This is a genomic window from Helicobacter pylori (assembly GCF_014496965.1).
GTDB lineage: Bacteria > Campylobacterota > Campylobacteria > Campylobacterales > Helicobacteraceae > Helicobacter > Helicobacter pylori_CZ.
On sequence record NZ_JACTCR010000002.1, the window covers coordinates 16,326 to 32,009 of the forward strand.

A 15,684-nucleotide genomic window follows, 5' to 3' on the forward strand; every position below is an offset into this window, starting at 1 on the left:
TTCTTTTAAGAAGACATTTACTAGGGAGTTTTAATCTTTTTTTGGTATCCTTTTAAGGGTCATTAGTCTTAAAAACTCTTTAAAAACGGATAACCATGAAAATTATGCATCAAGTCAAGGATTTTTTAGATTTTTGCAAACAAACGATCCACAAAAATTCTAATGAAGCGTTTCAAAAAACCAAACGAGTGCTTTTTAAAGAAAAATCTCAAAAAATCAGGGAGCAAGCGGTTAAAATCGTGGAAAAACGCTTGATAAAAGAGAATATGCAACTGAGCGATTTTAATGAAGAAGAATTAAAAATCATGTTTGAAGCTGAAGAAAAAAGGTTGTTAGAGCAAATCCACGCTAAAGAATTGAAAGAAAAACAAGAAAAAACCACCAAGCATTTTAAAGAAGTTTGGGAAAAGGGCGACAATGAACAAGAAAAATAGCGTAATTTCTGGTTTGATGAATTTTTTTAGCGAAAAGAATGAGCGTTGGCTGTTAGCCCACAGGCACACGAGAGGGTTTGTGATAGTGGCGTGGCTTTTTAGGTTTAAAAGCATTGTATTTTCTATTTTGATCACTCTGTTGGTTATTTTAGTGGATATTTGGGTTTATAGCGATGTGCGCCAGTTTTTATTGGACACTTCTAGCTCTTTTATTTGGCTTTTAATCGCTTTACTAATCAAGTGGGGCGTGATTGTCATAAGCGCGCGCAAATGCTACCAATTCAGCCAAAAAATGTTTGCGCTCATTCAAAGAAAAAGGCAAATCAGAGAGAATTTAAAAAACCGCTCCAACTACAAAGACACCAAAAATGCGGAAAAACTCTCTAGCATCGCCGAAGAAATCATTTCAAAAAAACAAGAAGAGTCCCACCACAAAGAAGATTCTAATGATGAAAACCATAAAGACAAGCTTTCTAGTATTACCGAAGAAATGATTCTTAAAAAACAAGAGGAATTGAAAGCTAGAAAGGATAAGGGGGATTGAAAGAGTGTGGAGCGCTTTAGCTTATTGACCGAAGAAAACATTCAAGAGGGTTTATTTAAAGGGCGCAGAAAACCTTAATCAAAAAACCCCCCAATAAAAATAATCAATAAAAATAATCAGGGGATAATCAATAAAAAATGGGGGTCAATCTTTTAAAAAAGGCATGAAGCGTTCAGGCATTGGGGAAGCGATTTTGTAGATCGCCCCTTTAAATTCAAACTCTAAACTAGCAGCATGGAGCATGAGGGTTGGGGCGTTATTTTCACGCTTCAATTGAAGGTATTCTCTGGCGTTTTCATCTGCCACCCCATAAAGCCCCTCGCCCACGATCCTGTGATCCACGCTGCTTAAATGCAAGCGGATCTGGTGCGTGCGCCCGGTGAGTGGGGTTATTTTAAGCAAGCTTATATCCAAAAAAGGGTTGTAGCTTAAAGGCTCAACAAGGGTAATTGAAGGCTTGCCTAAAGGAGAAATTTGAGATCGAATGCGCAAATCTTTTTGAATGTTTTGTGGCGTTAGAATGGGTTTGTCTATGATGATACTTTTATCCACCAACCCATGCGCTAGCGCTAAATAAGTTTTTTTCACTTTTTTTTGCATGAAAAGCGCTTTTAAATCTTTGGTGCTTTGTAAGGTTTTACCCGCTAAAACTAACCCGCTCGTTTCATAGTCCAATCTGTGGGCTGGGTGGGCGTTTTTACCCAAATGCGATTGGATACAATCTAATAAGCTTTCATGGTAAAAATAGCCTTTAGGGTGGGTATAGACTTGAGCGGGTTTGTCAAACACGCCAAAATCCTTAGTCTCAAAAACAAGCTTTTCTTGTTTTTCATTAGGCTTGAAATAAATCAAACGAACGACCCCTTGAATGATTTGAGATTTACGCACGGCTTGTTGGTTTTGTTTTAAGCGTTGCTTGTCAAGGTGCCGTTGGGCTTCTTTTAGAGAGCATTTTAAAACATCGCGCACCAAAAACAAGGCTTTGGTGGGTTTTAAAATTTCAAATTCTTCTTCAACAAAAGGCACTATAATAAACTTTTAACAAACATTTTAGGCTCATTAGAACACTCATCTAATTCCACGCTAAAAAGCACGCTCACCTTTTCACCCGCTTTCAAAAACCGCTCAGCGTTAAAATAAATAGCCTCTTTGACGCATTCTTTATCCTTAAAACGCAAAATCTGGTGGCTTTCTTTAATGATTTTTTCTTCTATGACTTCTAAATTTCTTGCTTGGAATAGGGGTTCAGGGTTTTCTTGCCCATAAGGTTCGCCCGCTTCTATAATCTCTAAAAGCTCTCTGTCAATGTCTTTTAATTTGAGCGTTAAAGGGGGTTCTTTTTCACAAAAAGGCAAGACTTTAAAATCAAAATTTTCTAAAGTTTCAAAGAGCGAGACGATATTGTTTTTTCCAACGCTCAAACCGCAAGCTTGCCTATGCCCTCCATAGCCGAGTAATAAAGAAGAAACCCCATTCAAAGCGTCAATCAAGTCAATATTTGGAGAACTGCGTCCGCTCCCTTTATACACCCCTTCTTTAAAAGTAAAAACCAGGCTTGGCTTTTGGGTGGCTTCCACTAATTTTGAAGCCACAATCCCAAGCACGCCTTCATGCCAATTATCCTTAAAAGCGATGATGATTTTTTCTCCAACCATCGCATGCTTAAAGGCTTCTTCAAAAACCTGCTGTTGGATCATTTTGCGTTTCGTATTGCATGCTTTCAAGCGTTCATACAAAGAATAGCCATCTTGAAAATTATTCGCGCTTAAAAAATCCAGGGCTATTTTAGCGTCTTGCATGCGCCCTGCGGAGTTGATTAAAGGGGCGATATTAAAAGAAATATCGCTCGCTTTTAAAGAGCGTTTTCTAAAAACTTCTCTTTGGCGTAAAAACCCCATCGCCCCTAAGGATTCTTTTTGCAAAAAATACAAGGCTTTAGAAACCAAAAAGCGGTTAAAAAAAGTCAAAGGCATCATGTCAGCAATAGTCGCCACGCCCGCTAAACACAACAATTCACTAGAATGGCTTTTTTCTTTTCCTAAAAGTTGGTGGATTCCATAGCACAAATAAAACGCCACCAACGCCCCGCACACTTCCTTTTGGATAAAATCACAATCCGGTCGCTTGGGGTTGATCACCGCATAAGCGTCTGGAATTTTATCATGGTGTAAGCAATGGTGATCGGTAATGATTAGGGTGTAATTTTTTTCCTTGCAAAATTGAGCGGCCTCAAAGGCGTTGATCCCGTTATCCACCGTGATGATCAAAGGGGTGTGGTGTTTTTCTAAAAATTTTTTAGAAATCCCATAGCCATCCATGAAGCGATTAGGGATTGCAATGCGGACATGCTTGTAGTTTAAACTTTCAAAAAATTTTGCCATGATAGCAGAGCTAATCACGCCGTCAGCGTCATAATCGCCCACCACTAAAATTTCTGTGTTTGCACGCATGGCTTCTATGATTTTGAGCGCGGCTTTTTTCAAGTCTTTAAACAAAAAGGGGCTAGGAAACCCTTTTTCATTATAGGCGATAGAAGCCACTCGCTCTTTGATTTGAGCTTTAAGCTTTTGTTTCATTCTTTAGATTAGGATTTATGAAGAGCACTCTTAATGAAATCCAAAATGATAGGGTTAGGGCTTTGCAACCTGGAAGTGAATTCTGGGTGGAATTGCACCCCCACAAAGAACGGGTGATCTTCTAATTCAATCGCTTCAATCAAATGGTTCGCCCCAAAACCCACCACTTTCAAGCCTTTATTTTCCCACTCTTGGCGGTATTTGGGGTTGATTTCATAACGATGGCGGTGCCTTTCTTTAATATTAGGCTTTTTATAGGCTTTTTCTAGCAAACTGTTAGGCATGATTTCGCATTCGTATTCGCCTAATCGCATGGTGCCACCCAATGGCGAATTATAGGTGCGCACCTGTTTTTGGTGGTTTTGATCCATAAAATCTTCAATCAAATACACCACAGGGTATTCGCAGCGTTGGTTAAACTCCGTAGAGTTAGCCCCTTTTAAGCCTAAAACATTCCTGCAAAATTCAACGATCGCTAATTGCATGCCCAAACAAATCCCTAAAAAGGGGAGTTTTTCTAACCTAGCCCTTTGAATGGCGCAAATTTTGCCCTCAATCCCCCTTTCTCCAAAGCCCCCCGGCACTAAAATCGCATCAACGCCCTCTAAATCCGTCTTTTCATTAAAATTCTCGCTATCCAACCATTCAATATTGACTTGCACATCCAAATGCGCGCCCGCATGGATTAGGGCTTCAATCAAGGATTTATAAGATTCTTTTAAGCTTAAATACTTGCCCACAAAACCAATTTTGACTTTGTGTTTAGGAGTGATAATCTTTTCTACTAAAGTGTTCCAAGCCGCCATTTTGGGGTGTAATTTATTCAAATTAAAGCGTCTGGCAATGGGGGTTAAAATGCCTTCTTGCAAGAAAAGAATGGGGCATGCGTAAATGCTTTTAGTGTCTGTGGCGACAATCACGCTGTCTTGCTCCACATCGCAACTCAAAGCGATTTTCTTTTTCAATTCTTTATCCAAAGGCTTAGGCGATCGCGCCAAAATGATTTGAGGGGTTACACCAAGACGCCGTAATTCCTGGACAGAGTGTTGCGTGGGTTTGGTTTTTAGTTCGTTAGTGGTTTGGATATAGGGGATCAAGGTTACATGCACATTGATGACTTTTTCATTCCCTAATTCCAGTTTAAGCTGGCGGATCGCTTCCAAATAAAACATGCCCTCCATATCGCCCACGGTTCCGCCCACTTCCACGATTAAAAAATCCAACCCCTTAGCCGCGCTTTTAATGCGCCTTTTGATTTCATCGGTTACATGGGGGACGATTTGAATGGTCTTGCCTAAATATTCCCCTTTCCTTTCGTTTTCTATCACGCTTGAAAAAATCTGCCCGGTAGTGAAATTATTCAACCTCGTTAAATTCCTGTTCAAAAAGCGTTCATAATGCCCTATGTCTAAATCCGTTTCAGCACCATCGCTAGTTACAAACACTTCCCCATGCTCTAAAGGGCTCATGGTGCCTGGATCAATATTAATATAAGGATCAATCTTCAAAATGGAAACCTGATAATTGCAATGCTGTAAAAGCGTAGCGATTGAAGAAGATGAAATCCCTTTCCCTAGAGAGCTTAACACGCCCCCTGTAACGAATATAAATTTGGCTCTATCCATAAGTTATTGCGTTCCTTTGATTTTTACTTCTTAAAATTGTAGTCTAAAAAGGGTTAAAAAGCTTTAAAAAAGGGCAAAAATTAAAGCGATTTCAAAAAAAAAAAAAAAACAATTTCAGTTTCTTATTAGCTAGGTTTGATTAAAATGAAAAGCTTTTATGTGTTTAAACTTCATTGTCTTAAAACTTTTAAGAGCAATTTTAAAATTCGTTGGCGTATAATATCAATTTTGAATGAACTACTAAAAAAAGGGTTTTAAATAATGGCTGAAAATTCTTTCAAAAATGTTTCCACACAACCCAAACCATTTTTCTTACTGCAAGTTAAAACCCTGTTTCTTTTAGGGGGCGTTTTTAGCGCGTTTTTTATCCTTATTTTTGGCTTGGTTCTTTTTGATTACGCTAATTCAATGGATAACGCCATTTTTAGCTTGATGCGTTCAAATTCTTCTAACCCTATTTTAGATCAAACGCTCCAACGCGTTGTTTTTTTAGGTTCTTCTCAATTCGTGTTACCTTTGAGCTTGTTGGTGGGGGTGTTTTTAAGCCTGTATCGCAGAAATTTAGCGCTTGGGGTGTGGTTTGTGCTAAGCGTGATCTTATTTGAAGCCCTTTTAAAATCTTTAAAGCACCTTTTTTTGCATTCTTTTCAATGGCTTTCGCACAGCGCTAATTTCCCTAGCGCTATTGCGCTCTCTTTGACGCTATTTTACGGGTTGCTTATCTTATTGATACCCCATTTCATCGCGCATCAAATATTTCAAAACATCCTCTCTTATAGTTTGCTTGGTTTGATTCTTTTAATAGGCTTAGCACTCATTGTTTTAGGGGTGTCTTTTAGCAGTATTTTAGGAGGGGTTTGTTTAGGGGCGTTAGGGGCTTGTTTTTCCATAGGGATTTACTTGAGCGTGTTCCAAAAGATCTAAGCGAACGGCTTAAAAGAATGAAAATTTTATCAAGGTTTTAATATTGGATTTAAAGGTATTATTGCAACGGATTGTTGATTTTTTCATCAAGCTCAATAAAAAGCAAAAAATCGCCCTGATCGCAGCGGGGGTTTTGATCACTGCTTTGCTTGTGTTTTTGTTGCTCTATCCTTTTAAAGAAAAAGACTACGCGCAAGGGGGTTATGGGGTTTTATTTGAAAGATTGGATTCTAGCGATAACGCTCTAATCTTACAGCACCTCCAGCAAAACCAAATCCCTTATAAAGTCTTAAAAGACGACACCATTCTCATCCCTAAAGATAAAGTGTATGAAGAAAGGATCACTCTGGCTTCTCAAGGGATCCCTAAAACGAGTAAAGTGGGCTTTGAAATCTTTGACACTAAAGACTTTGGGGCGACTGATTTTGATCAAAACATCAAACTCATTCGCGCCATTGAGGGCGAATTGTCGCGCACGATTGAAAGTTTAAACCCCATTCTTAAAGCCAATGTGCATATTGCAATCCCTAAAGACAGCGTGTTTGTGGCTAAAGAAGTCCCTCCTAGCGCTTCGGTGATGCTCAAGCTTAAGCCTGACATGAAGCTTTCACCCACTCAAATTTTAGGGATTAAAAATTTAATCGCTGCAGCTGTGCCTAAACTCACGATAGAAAACGTGAAAATCGTGAATGAAAACGGCGAATCAATAGGCGAGGGCGATATATTAGAAAACTCCAAAGAATTAGCCCTAGAGCAATTGCGCTACAAACAAAATTTTGAAAACATTTTAGAAAATAAGATCGTCAATATTTTAGCCCCTATTGTGGGGGGTAAAAACAAGGTGGTCGCAAGGGTCAATGCGGAGTTTGATTTCAGCCAAAAGAAAAGCACCAAAGAGACTTTTGATCCCAATAATGTCGTAAGGAGCGAGCAAAATTTAGAAGAAAAAAAAGAAGGCGCTCCTAAAAAACAAGTTGGCGGTGTGCCGGGAGTTGTGAGCAATATCGGGCCTGTGCAAGGATTGAAGGACAATAAAGAGCCAGAAAAATACGAAAAGTCTCAAAACACGACCAATTATGAAGTGGGTAAAACCATTAGCGAGATCAAGGGCGAGTTTGGTACTTTAGTGCGTTTGAATGCGGCGGTTGTGGTGGATGGCAAGTATAAAATCGCGCTCAAAGACGGGGCAAATACTTTAGAATACGAGCCTTTGAGCGATGAATCGCTTAAAAAAATCAACGCTTTAGTCAAACAAGCCATTGGTTATAATCAAAATAGAGGCGATGATGTGGCGGTGAGTAATTTTGAGTTTAACCCTATGGCGCCTATGATTGACAACGCCACTTTGAGCGAAAAAATCATGCATAAAACTCAAAAAATCTTAGGCTCATTCACGCCTTTAATCAAGTATATTTTGGTGTTTATAGTGCTATTTATTTTCTATAAAAAAGTGATCGTGCCTTTCAGCGAACGCATGCTGGAAGTGGTGCCTGATGAAGATAAGGAAGTGAAATCCATGTTTGAAGAAATGGATGAAGAAGAAGATGAGTTGAACAAACTCGGCGATTTGAGGAAAAAAGTAGAAGATCAATTAGGGCTTAATGCAAGCTTTAGCGAAGAAGAAGTAAGATATGAAATTATTTTAGAAAAGATTAGAGGAACCCTTAAAGAGCGCCCTGATGAAATCGCCACGCTTTTTAAACTCTTAATCAAAGATGAAATCTCTTCAGACAGTGCGAAAGGTTAAAAAAGGTTAAAAATGGCAACCAAGCTCACCCCCAAACAAAAGGCTCAATTAGATGAACTCTCCATGAGTGAAAAAATCGCCATTTTACTCATTCAAGTGGGCGAAGACACCACGGGCGAGATTTTAAGGCATTTAGACATTGACTCCATTACAGAGATTTCTAAGCAAATCGTGCAATTAAACGGCACGGACAAGCAAATCGGCGCGGCGGTTTTAGAGGAATTTTTTGCGATCTTTCAATCTAACCAATACATCAATACCGGCGGTTTGGAATACGCTAGAGAGCTTTTAACCAGGACTTTGGGGAGTGAAGAAGCCAGAAAAGTGATGGACAAGCTCACTAAAAGCTTGCAAACGCAAAAAAACTTCGCTTATTTAGGCAAAATCAAGCCCCAACAACTCGCTGATTTCATCATTAACGAACACCCTCAAACCATCGCCTTGATTTTGGCCCACATGGAAGCCCCTAATGCGGCTGAAACTTTGAGCTATTTCCCTGATGAAATGAAAGCGGAAATCTCCATTAGAATGGCGAATTTAGGCGAAATATCGCCCCAAGTGGTTAAAAGGGTTTCCACGGTGTTAGAAAACAAACTAGAATCGCTCACCAGCTATAAAATTGAAGTGGGCGGTTTGAGAGCGGTGGCTGAAATCTTTAACCGCTTGGGCCAAAAGAGCGCTAAAACCACGCTCGCTCGCATTGAAAGCGTGGATAACAAACTCGCCGGCGCGATTAAAGAAATGATGTTCACTTTTGAAGATATAGCCAAACTAGACAATTTCGCTATCAGAGAGATTTTAAAAGTGGCGGATAAAAAAGATTTGTCTTTAGCCTTAAAAACTTCTACCCAAGATTTAACCGATAAATTCTTAAACAACATGAGCAGTAGGGCTGCAGAGCAATTTGTAGAAGAAATGCAGTATTTAGGGGCGGTCAAAATCAAAGACGTGGATGTGGCCCAAAGAAAGATCATTGAAATCGTGCAGAGCTTGCAAGAAAAAGGCGTGATCCAAACCGGTGAAGAGGAAGATGTCATTGAATAGCCGTAAAAACTTGATCCAAAAAGACCATTTGAATAAGCATGACATTCAAAAATATGAATTTAAGAGCATGGCAAATTTACCCCCTAAAACTAATCCTAATGGCGCGTCTTTAGAAACGCCTAACCTAGAAGAGCCTTTGGAAAAAAAAGCGATAGAAAACGATTTGATTGATTGCTTGTTGAAAAAAACCGACGAGCTTTCAAGCCATTTAGTGAAATTGCAAATGCAATTTGAAAAAGCCCAAGAAGAGAGCAAAGTTTTGATTGAAAACGCTAAAAACGATGGCTATAAAATCGGCTTTAAAGAGGGCGAAGAAAAAATGCGTAACGAACTCACTCACAGCGTGAATGAAGAAAAAAACCAGCTTTTGCATGCGATCACCGCTTTAGATGAAAAAATGAAAAGCTCAGAAAATCATTTAATGGCTTTAGAAAAGGAATTGAGCGCGATTGCGATAGATATAGCTAAAGAAGTGATCCTTAAGGAAGTGGAAGACAACAGCCAGAAAGTGGCCCTCGCTTTAGCTGAAGAGCTTTTAAAAAATGTTTTAGACGCAACGGATATTCATTTAAAAGTCAATCCCTTGGATTACCCTTATTTAAACGAGCGTTTGCAAAACGCTTCCAAAATCAAATTGGAGAGCAATGAGGCTATTTCTAAAGGAGGCGTTATGATCACTAGCTCTAACGGGAGCCTTGATGGGAATTTAATGGAGCGCTTTAAAACGCTCAAAGAAAGCGTGTTGGATAATTTTAAGGTGTGATTTTGCAAAATAAAACTTTTGATTTAAACCCTAATGATATTGCAGGCTTGGAGTTGGTGTGTCAAACGCTGCGGAATCGTATTTTAGAAGTGGTGAGTGCTAATGGGGGGCATTTAAGCTCTTCTTTAGGGGCTGTGGAGCTGATTGTGGGCATGCATGCCTTATTTGATTGCCAAAAAAACCCTTTTATTTTTGACACTTCGCACCAAGCTTACGCCCACAAACTCTTAACCGGGCGCTTTGAAAGCTTTAGCACTTTGAGGCAGTTTCAAGGTTTGAGCGGCTTTACTAAACCCAGCGAGAGCGCATACGATTATTTCATCGCCGGACATAGCTCCACCTCTGTGTCTATAGGCGTGGGGGTGGCTAAAGCCTTTCGTTTGAAACAAACGCTAGGCATGCCTATAGCTTTATTAGGCGATGGCAGTATTAGCGCAGGGATTTTTTATGAAGCCTTAAACGAACTGGGCGATAGGAAATACCCCATGATCATGATTTTGAACGATAATGAAATGAGTATCAGCACGCCTATTGGCGCTTTATCCAAAGCCCTTAGCCAGCTGATGAAAGGCCCGTTTTATCAGTCTTTCCGCTCTAAAGTTAAAAAGATCTTAAGCACCTTACCTGAAAGCGTGAATTACTTAGCGAGCCGTTTTGAAGAATCTTTTAAACTCATCACCCCGGGCGTGTTTTTTGAAGAATTGGGCATTAATTATATAGGGCCTATTAATGGGCATGATTTAGGCGCGATTATTGAAACCTTGAAATTAGCCAAAGAGCTTAAAGAACCGGTGCTAATCCATGCGCAAACCTTAAAGGGCAAGGGTTATAAGATCGCTGAAGGGCGCTATGAAAAATGGCATGGGGTAGGGCCTTTTGATTTGGATACCGGCTTGTCTAAAAAATCCAAAAGCGCGACTTTATCGCCCACTGAAGCGTATTCTAACACCCTTTTAGAATTAGCCAAAAAAGATGAAAAAATCGTAGGCATAACTGCGGCGATGCCTAGCGGCACAGGGTTAGACAAACTTATTGACGCTTACCCTTTGCGCTTTTTTGATGTCGCTATCGCCGAACAACACGCCCTAACTTCTAGCAGCGCTATGGCTAAAGAGGGGTTTAAGCCTTTTGTGAGTATTTATTCTACTTTTTTGCAGAGGGCTTATGATTCTATTGTGCATGACGCTTGCATTTCTAGCTTACCGATTAAATTAGCTATTGATAGGGCTGGGATTGTGGGCGAAGATGGCGAGACGCACCAAGGGCTTTTAGACGTGTCGTATTTGCGCTCTATCCCTAACATGGTCATTTTTGCCCCACGAGACAATGAGACTTTAAAAAACGCCGTGTATTTTGCCAATGAGCATGATTCAAGCCCTTGCGCGTTCCGCTACCCTAGGGGGTCGTTTGCGTTAAAAGAGGGGGTTTTTGAGCCTAGCGGTTTTGTTTTAGGGCGAAGCGAATTGTTGAAAAAAGAGGGCGAAATTTTACTCATAGGCTATGGTAATGGCGTGGGGCGGGCGCATTTGGTCCAACTGGCTTTAAAAGAAAAAAATATAGAGTGCGCGCTTTTGGATCTCAGGTTTTTAAAGCCCTTAGATCACAATTTAAGCGCGATTATTGCCCCTTATCAAAAGCTCTATGTTTTTAGCGATAATTACAAGCTTGGGGGGGTGGCTAGCGCGATTTTAGAGTTTTTGAGCGAACAAAATATTTTGAAGCCTGTTAAAAGCTTTGAAATCACTGATGAATTTATCATGCATGGGAACACCGCTTTAGTGGAAAAATCCTTAGGCTTAGACACAGAGAGTTTGACTGACGCTATTTTAAAAGATTTAGGACAAGAGAGATGAAATCAAAAGTGCCAATGAAGAATATCCGCAATTTTTCCATTATCGCTCACATTGACCATGGTAAAAGCACCTTAGCGGATTGTTTGATCGCTGAATGCAACGCTATCAGCAACAGAGAAATGACTAGCCAAGTGATGGACACTATGGATATTGAAAAAGAAAGGGGCATTACGATTAAGGCTCAAAGCGTGCGCTTAAATTACACTTTTAAGGGGGAGGATTATGTTTTAAACCTCATTGACACCCCAGGGCATGTGGATTTTAGCTATGAAGTGTCTCGCTCTTTGTGTTCGTGTGAAGGGGCGTTATTAGTGGTGGATGCCACTCAAGGCGTGGAAGCGCAAACCATCGCCAACACTTACATCGCTTTAGATAACAATTTAGAAATTTTACCGGTGATCAATAAAATTGATTTGCCTAATGCGAATGTTTTAGAAGTCAAACAGGATATAGAAGACACGATAGGGATTGATTGCTCTAGCGCTAATGAAGTGAGTGCTAAAGCTAAGCTTGGCATTAAAGATTTGTTAGAAAAGATCATTACGACCATTCCTGCCCCTGGCGGTGATCCTAACGCTCCTTTAAAAGCACTCATTTATGATTCATGGTTTGACAATTATTTAGGGGCGTTAGCGTTGGTGCGTATCATGGATGGGAGCATCAACACAGAGCAGGAAATTTTAGTGATGGGGACGGGTAAAAAACATGGCGTTTTAGGGCTATACTACCCTAACCCTTTGAAAAAAATCCCCACCAAGAGTTTAGAATGCGGCGAGATTGGCATTGTGAGTTTGGGGCTAAAGAGCGTTACTGATATTGCGGTGGGCGATACGCTCACAGACGCTAAAAACCCTACCCCTAAACCCATTGAGGGCTTTATGCCGGCCAAACCCTTTGTTTTTGCGGGGCTTTACCCTATAGAAACGGACCGGTTTGAAGATTTAAGAGAAGCGCTATTAAAACTCCAGCTTAACGATTGCGCTTTAAATTTTGAGCCTGAAAGCTCCGTGGCGCTTGGTTTTGGCTTTAGGGTGGGCTTTTTAGGGCTATTGCACATGGAAGTGATCAAAGAAAGGCTGGAAAGGGAATTTGGCCTTAACTTAATCGCTACCGCTCCCACGGTGGTGTATGAAGTGCATTTAACCGATAATAGCATCAAATACGTCCAAAACCCTAGCGAATTGCCCCCTGAAAACCATATCGCTTGCATCAAAGAGCCTTTTGTGAGGGCGACGATCATCACGCCGAGTGAATTTTTGGGTAATTTAATGCAGTTATTGAACAATAAAAGAGGCATTCAAGAAAAAATGGAATATTTAAACCAGTCTCGTGTCATGCTCACTTATTCCTTGCCGAGTAATGAAATTGTGATGGATTTTTATGACAAGCTCAAATCTTGCACGAAAGGGTATGCGAGCTTTGATTATGAGCCTATAGAAAACAGAGAGGCTAACTTGGTGAAATTAGACGTGAGGGTGGCAGGCGATGTGGTGGATGCGCTTTCTATCATTATAGATAAGAATAAGGCGTATGAAAAAGGGCGCGCTTTAGTGGAAGCGATGAAAGAGCTTATCCCAAGACAGCTTTTTGAAGTCGCTATCCAAGCGAGCGTGGGGAATAAAATCATCGCCAGGGAGACGATTAAATCTGTCGGTAAGAATGTAACGGCTAAGTGCTATGGGGGCGATATTACACGAAAAAGAAAACTCTTAGAAAAGCAAAAAGAGGGTAAGAAACGCATGAAGGCTATCGGTAAGGTGGAACTTCCCCAAGAAGCGTTTTTAGCGATATTAAAGATTGATTAGGCGATTTAACTTCTATGGCAAAACACAAGAACTATGAAATTTTAAATCTCATAGGCTATGCTTTGGCAAAATTTGATAATGACTTTATTAAAGAATTTGGTTTTTCTACTAAAAATGCTTTTTTTGAATATTGCGTCCAAATCGGCTTGGCTAAAACGACTGGCGTTATCAAAAATCGCATGGATTTATTTGATTATTTTTTTCTTAATAAACGCAAAGGCTGGTGGCAAAAAGGCGATGCCTATATCCATAGAAAATTATGGATTGATAGTTTGTTTGGAAATGAAAGCGTTAAGGGTTTTAGCCATATTGTGAAATGGTTTTTGCAAGAACAATACGGAATCAAAGATTTAGGCGTTACCCCTAACGCTTACCTTAAAACTCGTTATAAAAGCATGCAAGAAACAGGCTTAGAAGCCGAATTGTATTTTTTAAACCACTATAAAAATATAGAAGTGTTTTCTTGTGGGAGTTTAAAAGACATGCGTCTTTTTGGTGATGGGTATGACTTCTACATTCAAACCAACAAGCAGGCGTTTTTAGTGGAAGTTAAGGGGATTAGAGAAAAGCAAGGGGCATTGAGATTGACCCAAAAAGAATACGATCAAGCGCAAACTTATAGCCATGATTATGTGCTTGTAGTTGTGCTGAATTTAAGTGAAAAACCCTATCTTTTATCCATTGCTAACCCCTTAAAACATTTAGAGTTTAAGGCATGCGAGAGAAAGCAAAAAAGCATTTTAGAATACCACTTAATAGGGCAAATAAAATAACTTTGAATTTTACAGGGGGCTATAGGAGTGGGGTTCAAATTGATAGGAATGCCCCTAAACGCACTTACAAATACACCAAAAAAGATTGCGATTTGATTTTAGGGATAGACACTCGCACGAGCGAATGCTATATTATCCCTATTGAAGACACACAAGAATGGGACAACACAAAGAGCTTGTCGCAACTCCAACACTATAAAGAGAATTGGCAAATTTTGATTGACTTGGCGTTGGAGTAAAAGTATAAAATTACATTCACAAACAAGAAAAAAGATCTCTTTAATCATATAGTGTTGGTTATGTTAAAAAGACAAAATCAAATTGGACTTTAAAAACAAAAGCTCTCGTTCACACACCGCCTATACAAGCGCTTTAAAAAATGACTTGCCCTTAAACTCTAACTTAGTGGAAAAAGAAAGAAAATTTTTACAAGCTTTTGGAATGGCTCTATTCTAAAATGAGCGTTGATAATCAAGTGGATAATAAAAAAGCTTGATTTTAACGGGGCGATAAAAACATTAAGGGAGTTAGAGACCATTGGGACACTCCCTAACCATTACAGAGACGGCAATAGCGTCTCAAACCTTAATGGGATTAGATCCTATCACAAACGAGTTTAAAACACAAAAGCCACAACGAACTGAACAATAAAAAAGAAAAAATAAACATGCAAACACACGCATGCATGGAAATTTTTCACAAGTTAAAGAGGCAAAAGAAATTTTTGAAGACTCGCAAGCCAAAAACAATCCTAAACCATTCGCTTTTAAGCTTTTGTGGCGAGTTTGTTGATCGCTTCAGCGTTCATGTCATCTTGATGGGTTTTTAGCACTTTAGAATACATGTCCAAAAAGCGGTTGATTTCAATCAAAGCGCTCATCTCACGCACCGCATTGATATTGCTTTTTTCTAGCATGGATTGTCTTAACGCGCCAGAGTCAGAGACTTGATGGACGCCTTCGCCCTGATAAGTATAAAGGTTTTGCCCTATTTTTTTAAGATTTTTAGGTTCGCTAAAACTCACTAAAGCCAACGCGCCCGCTTGAATTTGGGCTTCATTATCCCTAAAAGTGATTCCACCATTTTGATCCACTTCAATTTCAGCGTTAGGCATGAGCATGATCCCTCCTTTTTCGTTCAAGCCCGAACGAGAAAGCACCCTAAAGCCATTAAGAGTTACCAAAAAGCCGTCTTTATCCACGCTAAAATGCCCATCTCTGGTATAGGCGACGCCCTCATCAGTTTGTATCGCAAAATAGAGGTTAGGGCTTGTTAGGGCAAAATCTAGGGGGTTATGCGTTTCTTCAAACGCGCCAAGACTCCTATCCGTATAGATTTCTGATAGAATAGGCACACGATTGAGGTTGCGGTTTAAATACTTCGCGCTCGCTTTGGTTTGATCTTCTAAGGGCAGTTGCTCTCGGTATTGTTGGTAAAGCCTTAAAAAATCGCCTGTAATCGCATCGTCTCTTTTAAAGCCGTTGGTGTTTAAATTAGCTAAATTATTAGAGGTTAAATCCAAGCGGTTAAATTGTGTCGCCATAGCTCCCGTGGCTGCATAATACCCATTTTGCATGCAAGAATCCTTTTAAAAGG

The 15,684-nt window shown here is 39.9% G+C and carries 15 protein-coding genes; 11 read left to right on the top strand and 4 right to left on the bottom strand.

From position 1 onward, the window contains the following. Positions 1–95 precede the first annotated feature (95 nt). On the top strand, positions 96–434 hold the full coding sequence (locus tag H7O61_RS01105) for a hypothetical protein (RefSeq protein ID WP_079354951.1): 339 nt from the start codon (positions 96–98) through the stop codon (positions 432–434). Then, positions 418–978 (top strand): hypothetical protein, encoded by a 561-nt coding sequence (locus tag H7O61_RS01110; protein ID WP_187874887.1) that lies wholly within the window; start codon positions 418–420, stop codon positions 976–978. Before H7O61_RS01105 ends, H7O61_RS01110 begins: the two co-directional genes overlap by 17 nt. Positions 979–1,122: 144 nt before the next feature. On the opposite strand, the gene H7O61_RS01115 is transcribed toward H7O61_RS01110, so the two are convergent. From H7O61_RS01115 to pyrG, 3 genes are read right to left on the bottom strand one after another with little or no spacing between them, the layout of a single operon-like run. Further along, on the bottom strand, positions 1,123–2,004 hold the full coding sequence (locus tag H7O61_RS01115; RefSeq protein ID WP_079363052.1) for an RluA family pseudouridine synthase: 882 nt from the start codon (positions 2,002–2,004) through the stop codon (positions 1,123–1,125). Continuing rightward, positions 2,004–3,554 (bottom strand): single-stranded-DNA-specific exonuclease RecJ, encoded by a 1,551-nt coding sequence (gene recJ / locus H7O61_RS01120; RefSeq protein ID WP_187874888.1) that lies wholly within the window; start codon positions 3,552–3,554, stop codon positions 2,004–2,006. Before recJ ends, H7O61_RS01115 begins: the two co-directional genes overlap by 1 nt. Before the next feature lie 8 nt (positions 3,555–3,562). Beyond that, the gene (gene pyrG, locus H7O61_RS01125) at positions 3,563–5,179 is read right to left on the bottom strand and encodes a glutamine hydrolyzing CTP synthase (RefSeq protein WP_187874889.1); all 1,617 of its coding nucleotides are present in this window, start codon (positions 5,177–5,179) and stop codon (positions 3,563–3,565) included. 261 nt (positions 5,180–5,440) lie between these two features. Here pyrG and H7O61_RS01130 point away from each other — a divergent pair, with 261 nt between their 5' ends. The 9 genes from H7O61_RS01130 (at position 5,441) to H7O61_RS07955 (ending at position 14,544) form a co-directional block, all read left to right on the top strand. Next, positions 5,441–6,103 (top strand): phosphatase PAP2 family protein, encoded by a 663-nt coding sequence (locus tag H7O61_RS01130; RefSeq protein ID WP_187874890.1) that lies wholly within the window; start codon positions 5,441–5,443, stop codon positions 6,101–6,103. A gap of 43 nt (positions 6,104–6,146) precedes the next feature. Further along, on the top strand, positions 6,147–7,850 hold the full coding sequence (fliF, locus tag H7O61_RS01135; RefSeq protein ID WP_000364721.1) for a flagellar basal-body MS-ring/collar protein FliF: 1,704 nt from the start codon (positions 6,147–6,149) through the stop codon (positions 7,848–7,850). A gap of 12 nt (positions 7,851–7,862) precedes the next feature. Beyond that, positions 7,863–8,894, top strand: coding sequence for a flagellar motor switch protein FliG (gene fliG, locus H7O61_RS01140; protein ID WP_000201859.1), 1,032 nt, complete (start codon positions 7,863–7,865; stop codon positions 8,892–8,894). Continuing rightward, the gene (gene fliH, locus H7O61_RS01145; protein WP_079339367.1) at positions 8,881–9,657 is read left to right on the top strand and encodes a flagellar assembly protein FliH; all 777 of its coding nucleotides are present in this window, start codon (positions 8,881–8,883) and stop codon (positions 9,655–9,657) included. The genes fliG and fliH overlap by 14 nt, the downstream gene beginning before the upstream one ends. A gap of 2 nt (positions 9,658–9,659) precedes the next feature. Then, complete coding sequence (dxs, locus tag H7O61_RS01150; RefSeq protein WP_187874891.1) at positions 9,660–11,510, top strand: 1-deoxy-D-xylulose-5-phosphate synthase; 1,851 nt, start codon at positions 9,660–9,662, stop codon at positions 11,508–11,510. A gap of 14 nt (positions 11,511–11,524) precedes the next feature. After that, on the top strand, positions 11,525–13,315 hold the full coding sequence (lepA, locus tag H7O61_RS01155) for a translation elongation factor 4 (RefSeq protein ID WP_165508594.1): 1,791 nt from the start codon (positions 11,525–11,527) through the stop codon (positions 13,313–13,315). 14 nt (positions 13,316–13,329) lie between these two features. Further along, entirely contained in the window at positions 13,330–14,088 is a 759-nt protein-coding gene (locus tag H7O61_RS01160) for a protein NO VEIN domain-containing protein (protein WP_187874892.1), read from the top strand. Between the two features lie 2 nt (positions 14,089–14,090). Continuing rightward, entirely contained in the window at positions 14,091–14,327 is a 237-nt protein-coding gene (locus tag H7O61_RS01165) for a hypothetical protein (protein ID WP_120862043.1), read from the top strand. A gap of 82 nt (positions 14,328–14,409) precedes the next feature. Next, positions 14,410–14,544, top strand: coding sequence for a hypothetical protein (locus tag H7O61_RS07955; RefSeq protein ID WP_001930296.1), 135 nt, complete (start codon positions 14,410–14,412; stop codon positions 14,542–14,544). A gap of 310 nt (positions 14,545–14,854) precedes the next feature. On the opposite strand, the gene H7O61_RS01170 is transcribed toward H7O61_RS07955, so the two are convergent. Continuing rightward, entirely contained in the window at positions 14,855–15,664 is an 810-nt protein-coding gene (locus tag H7O61_RS01170) for a flagellar hook-basal body protein (RefSeq protein ID WP_187874893.1), read from the bottom strand. Positions 15,665–15,684 lie beyond the last annotated feature (20 nt).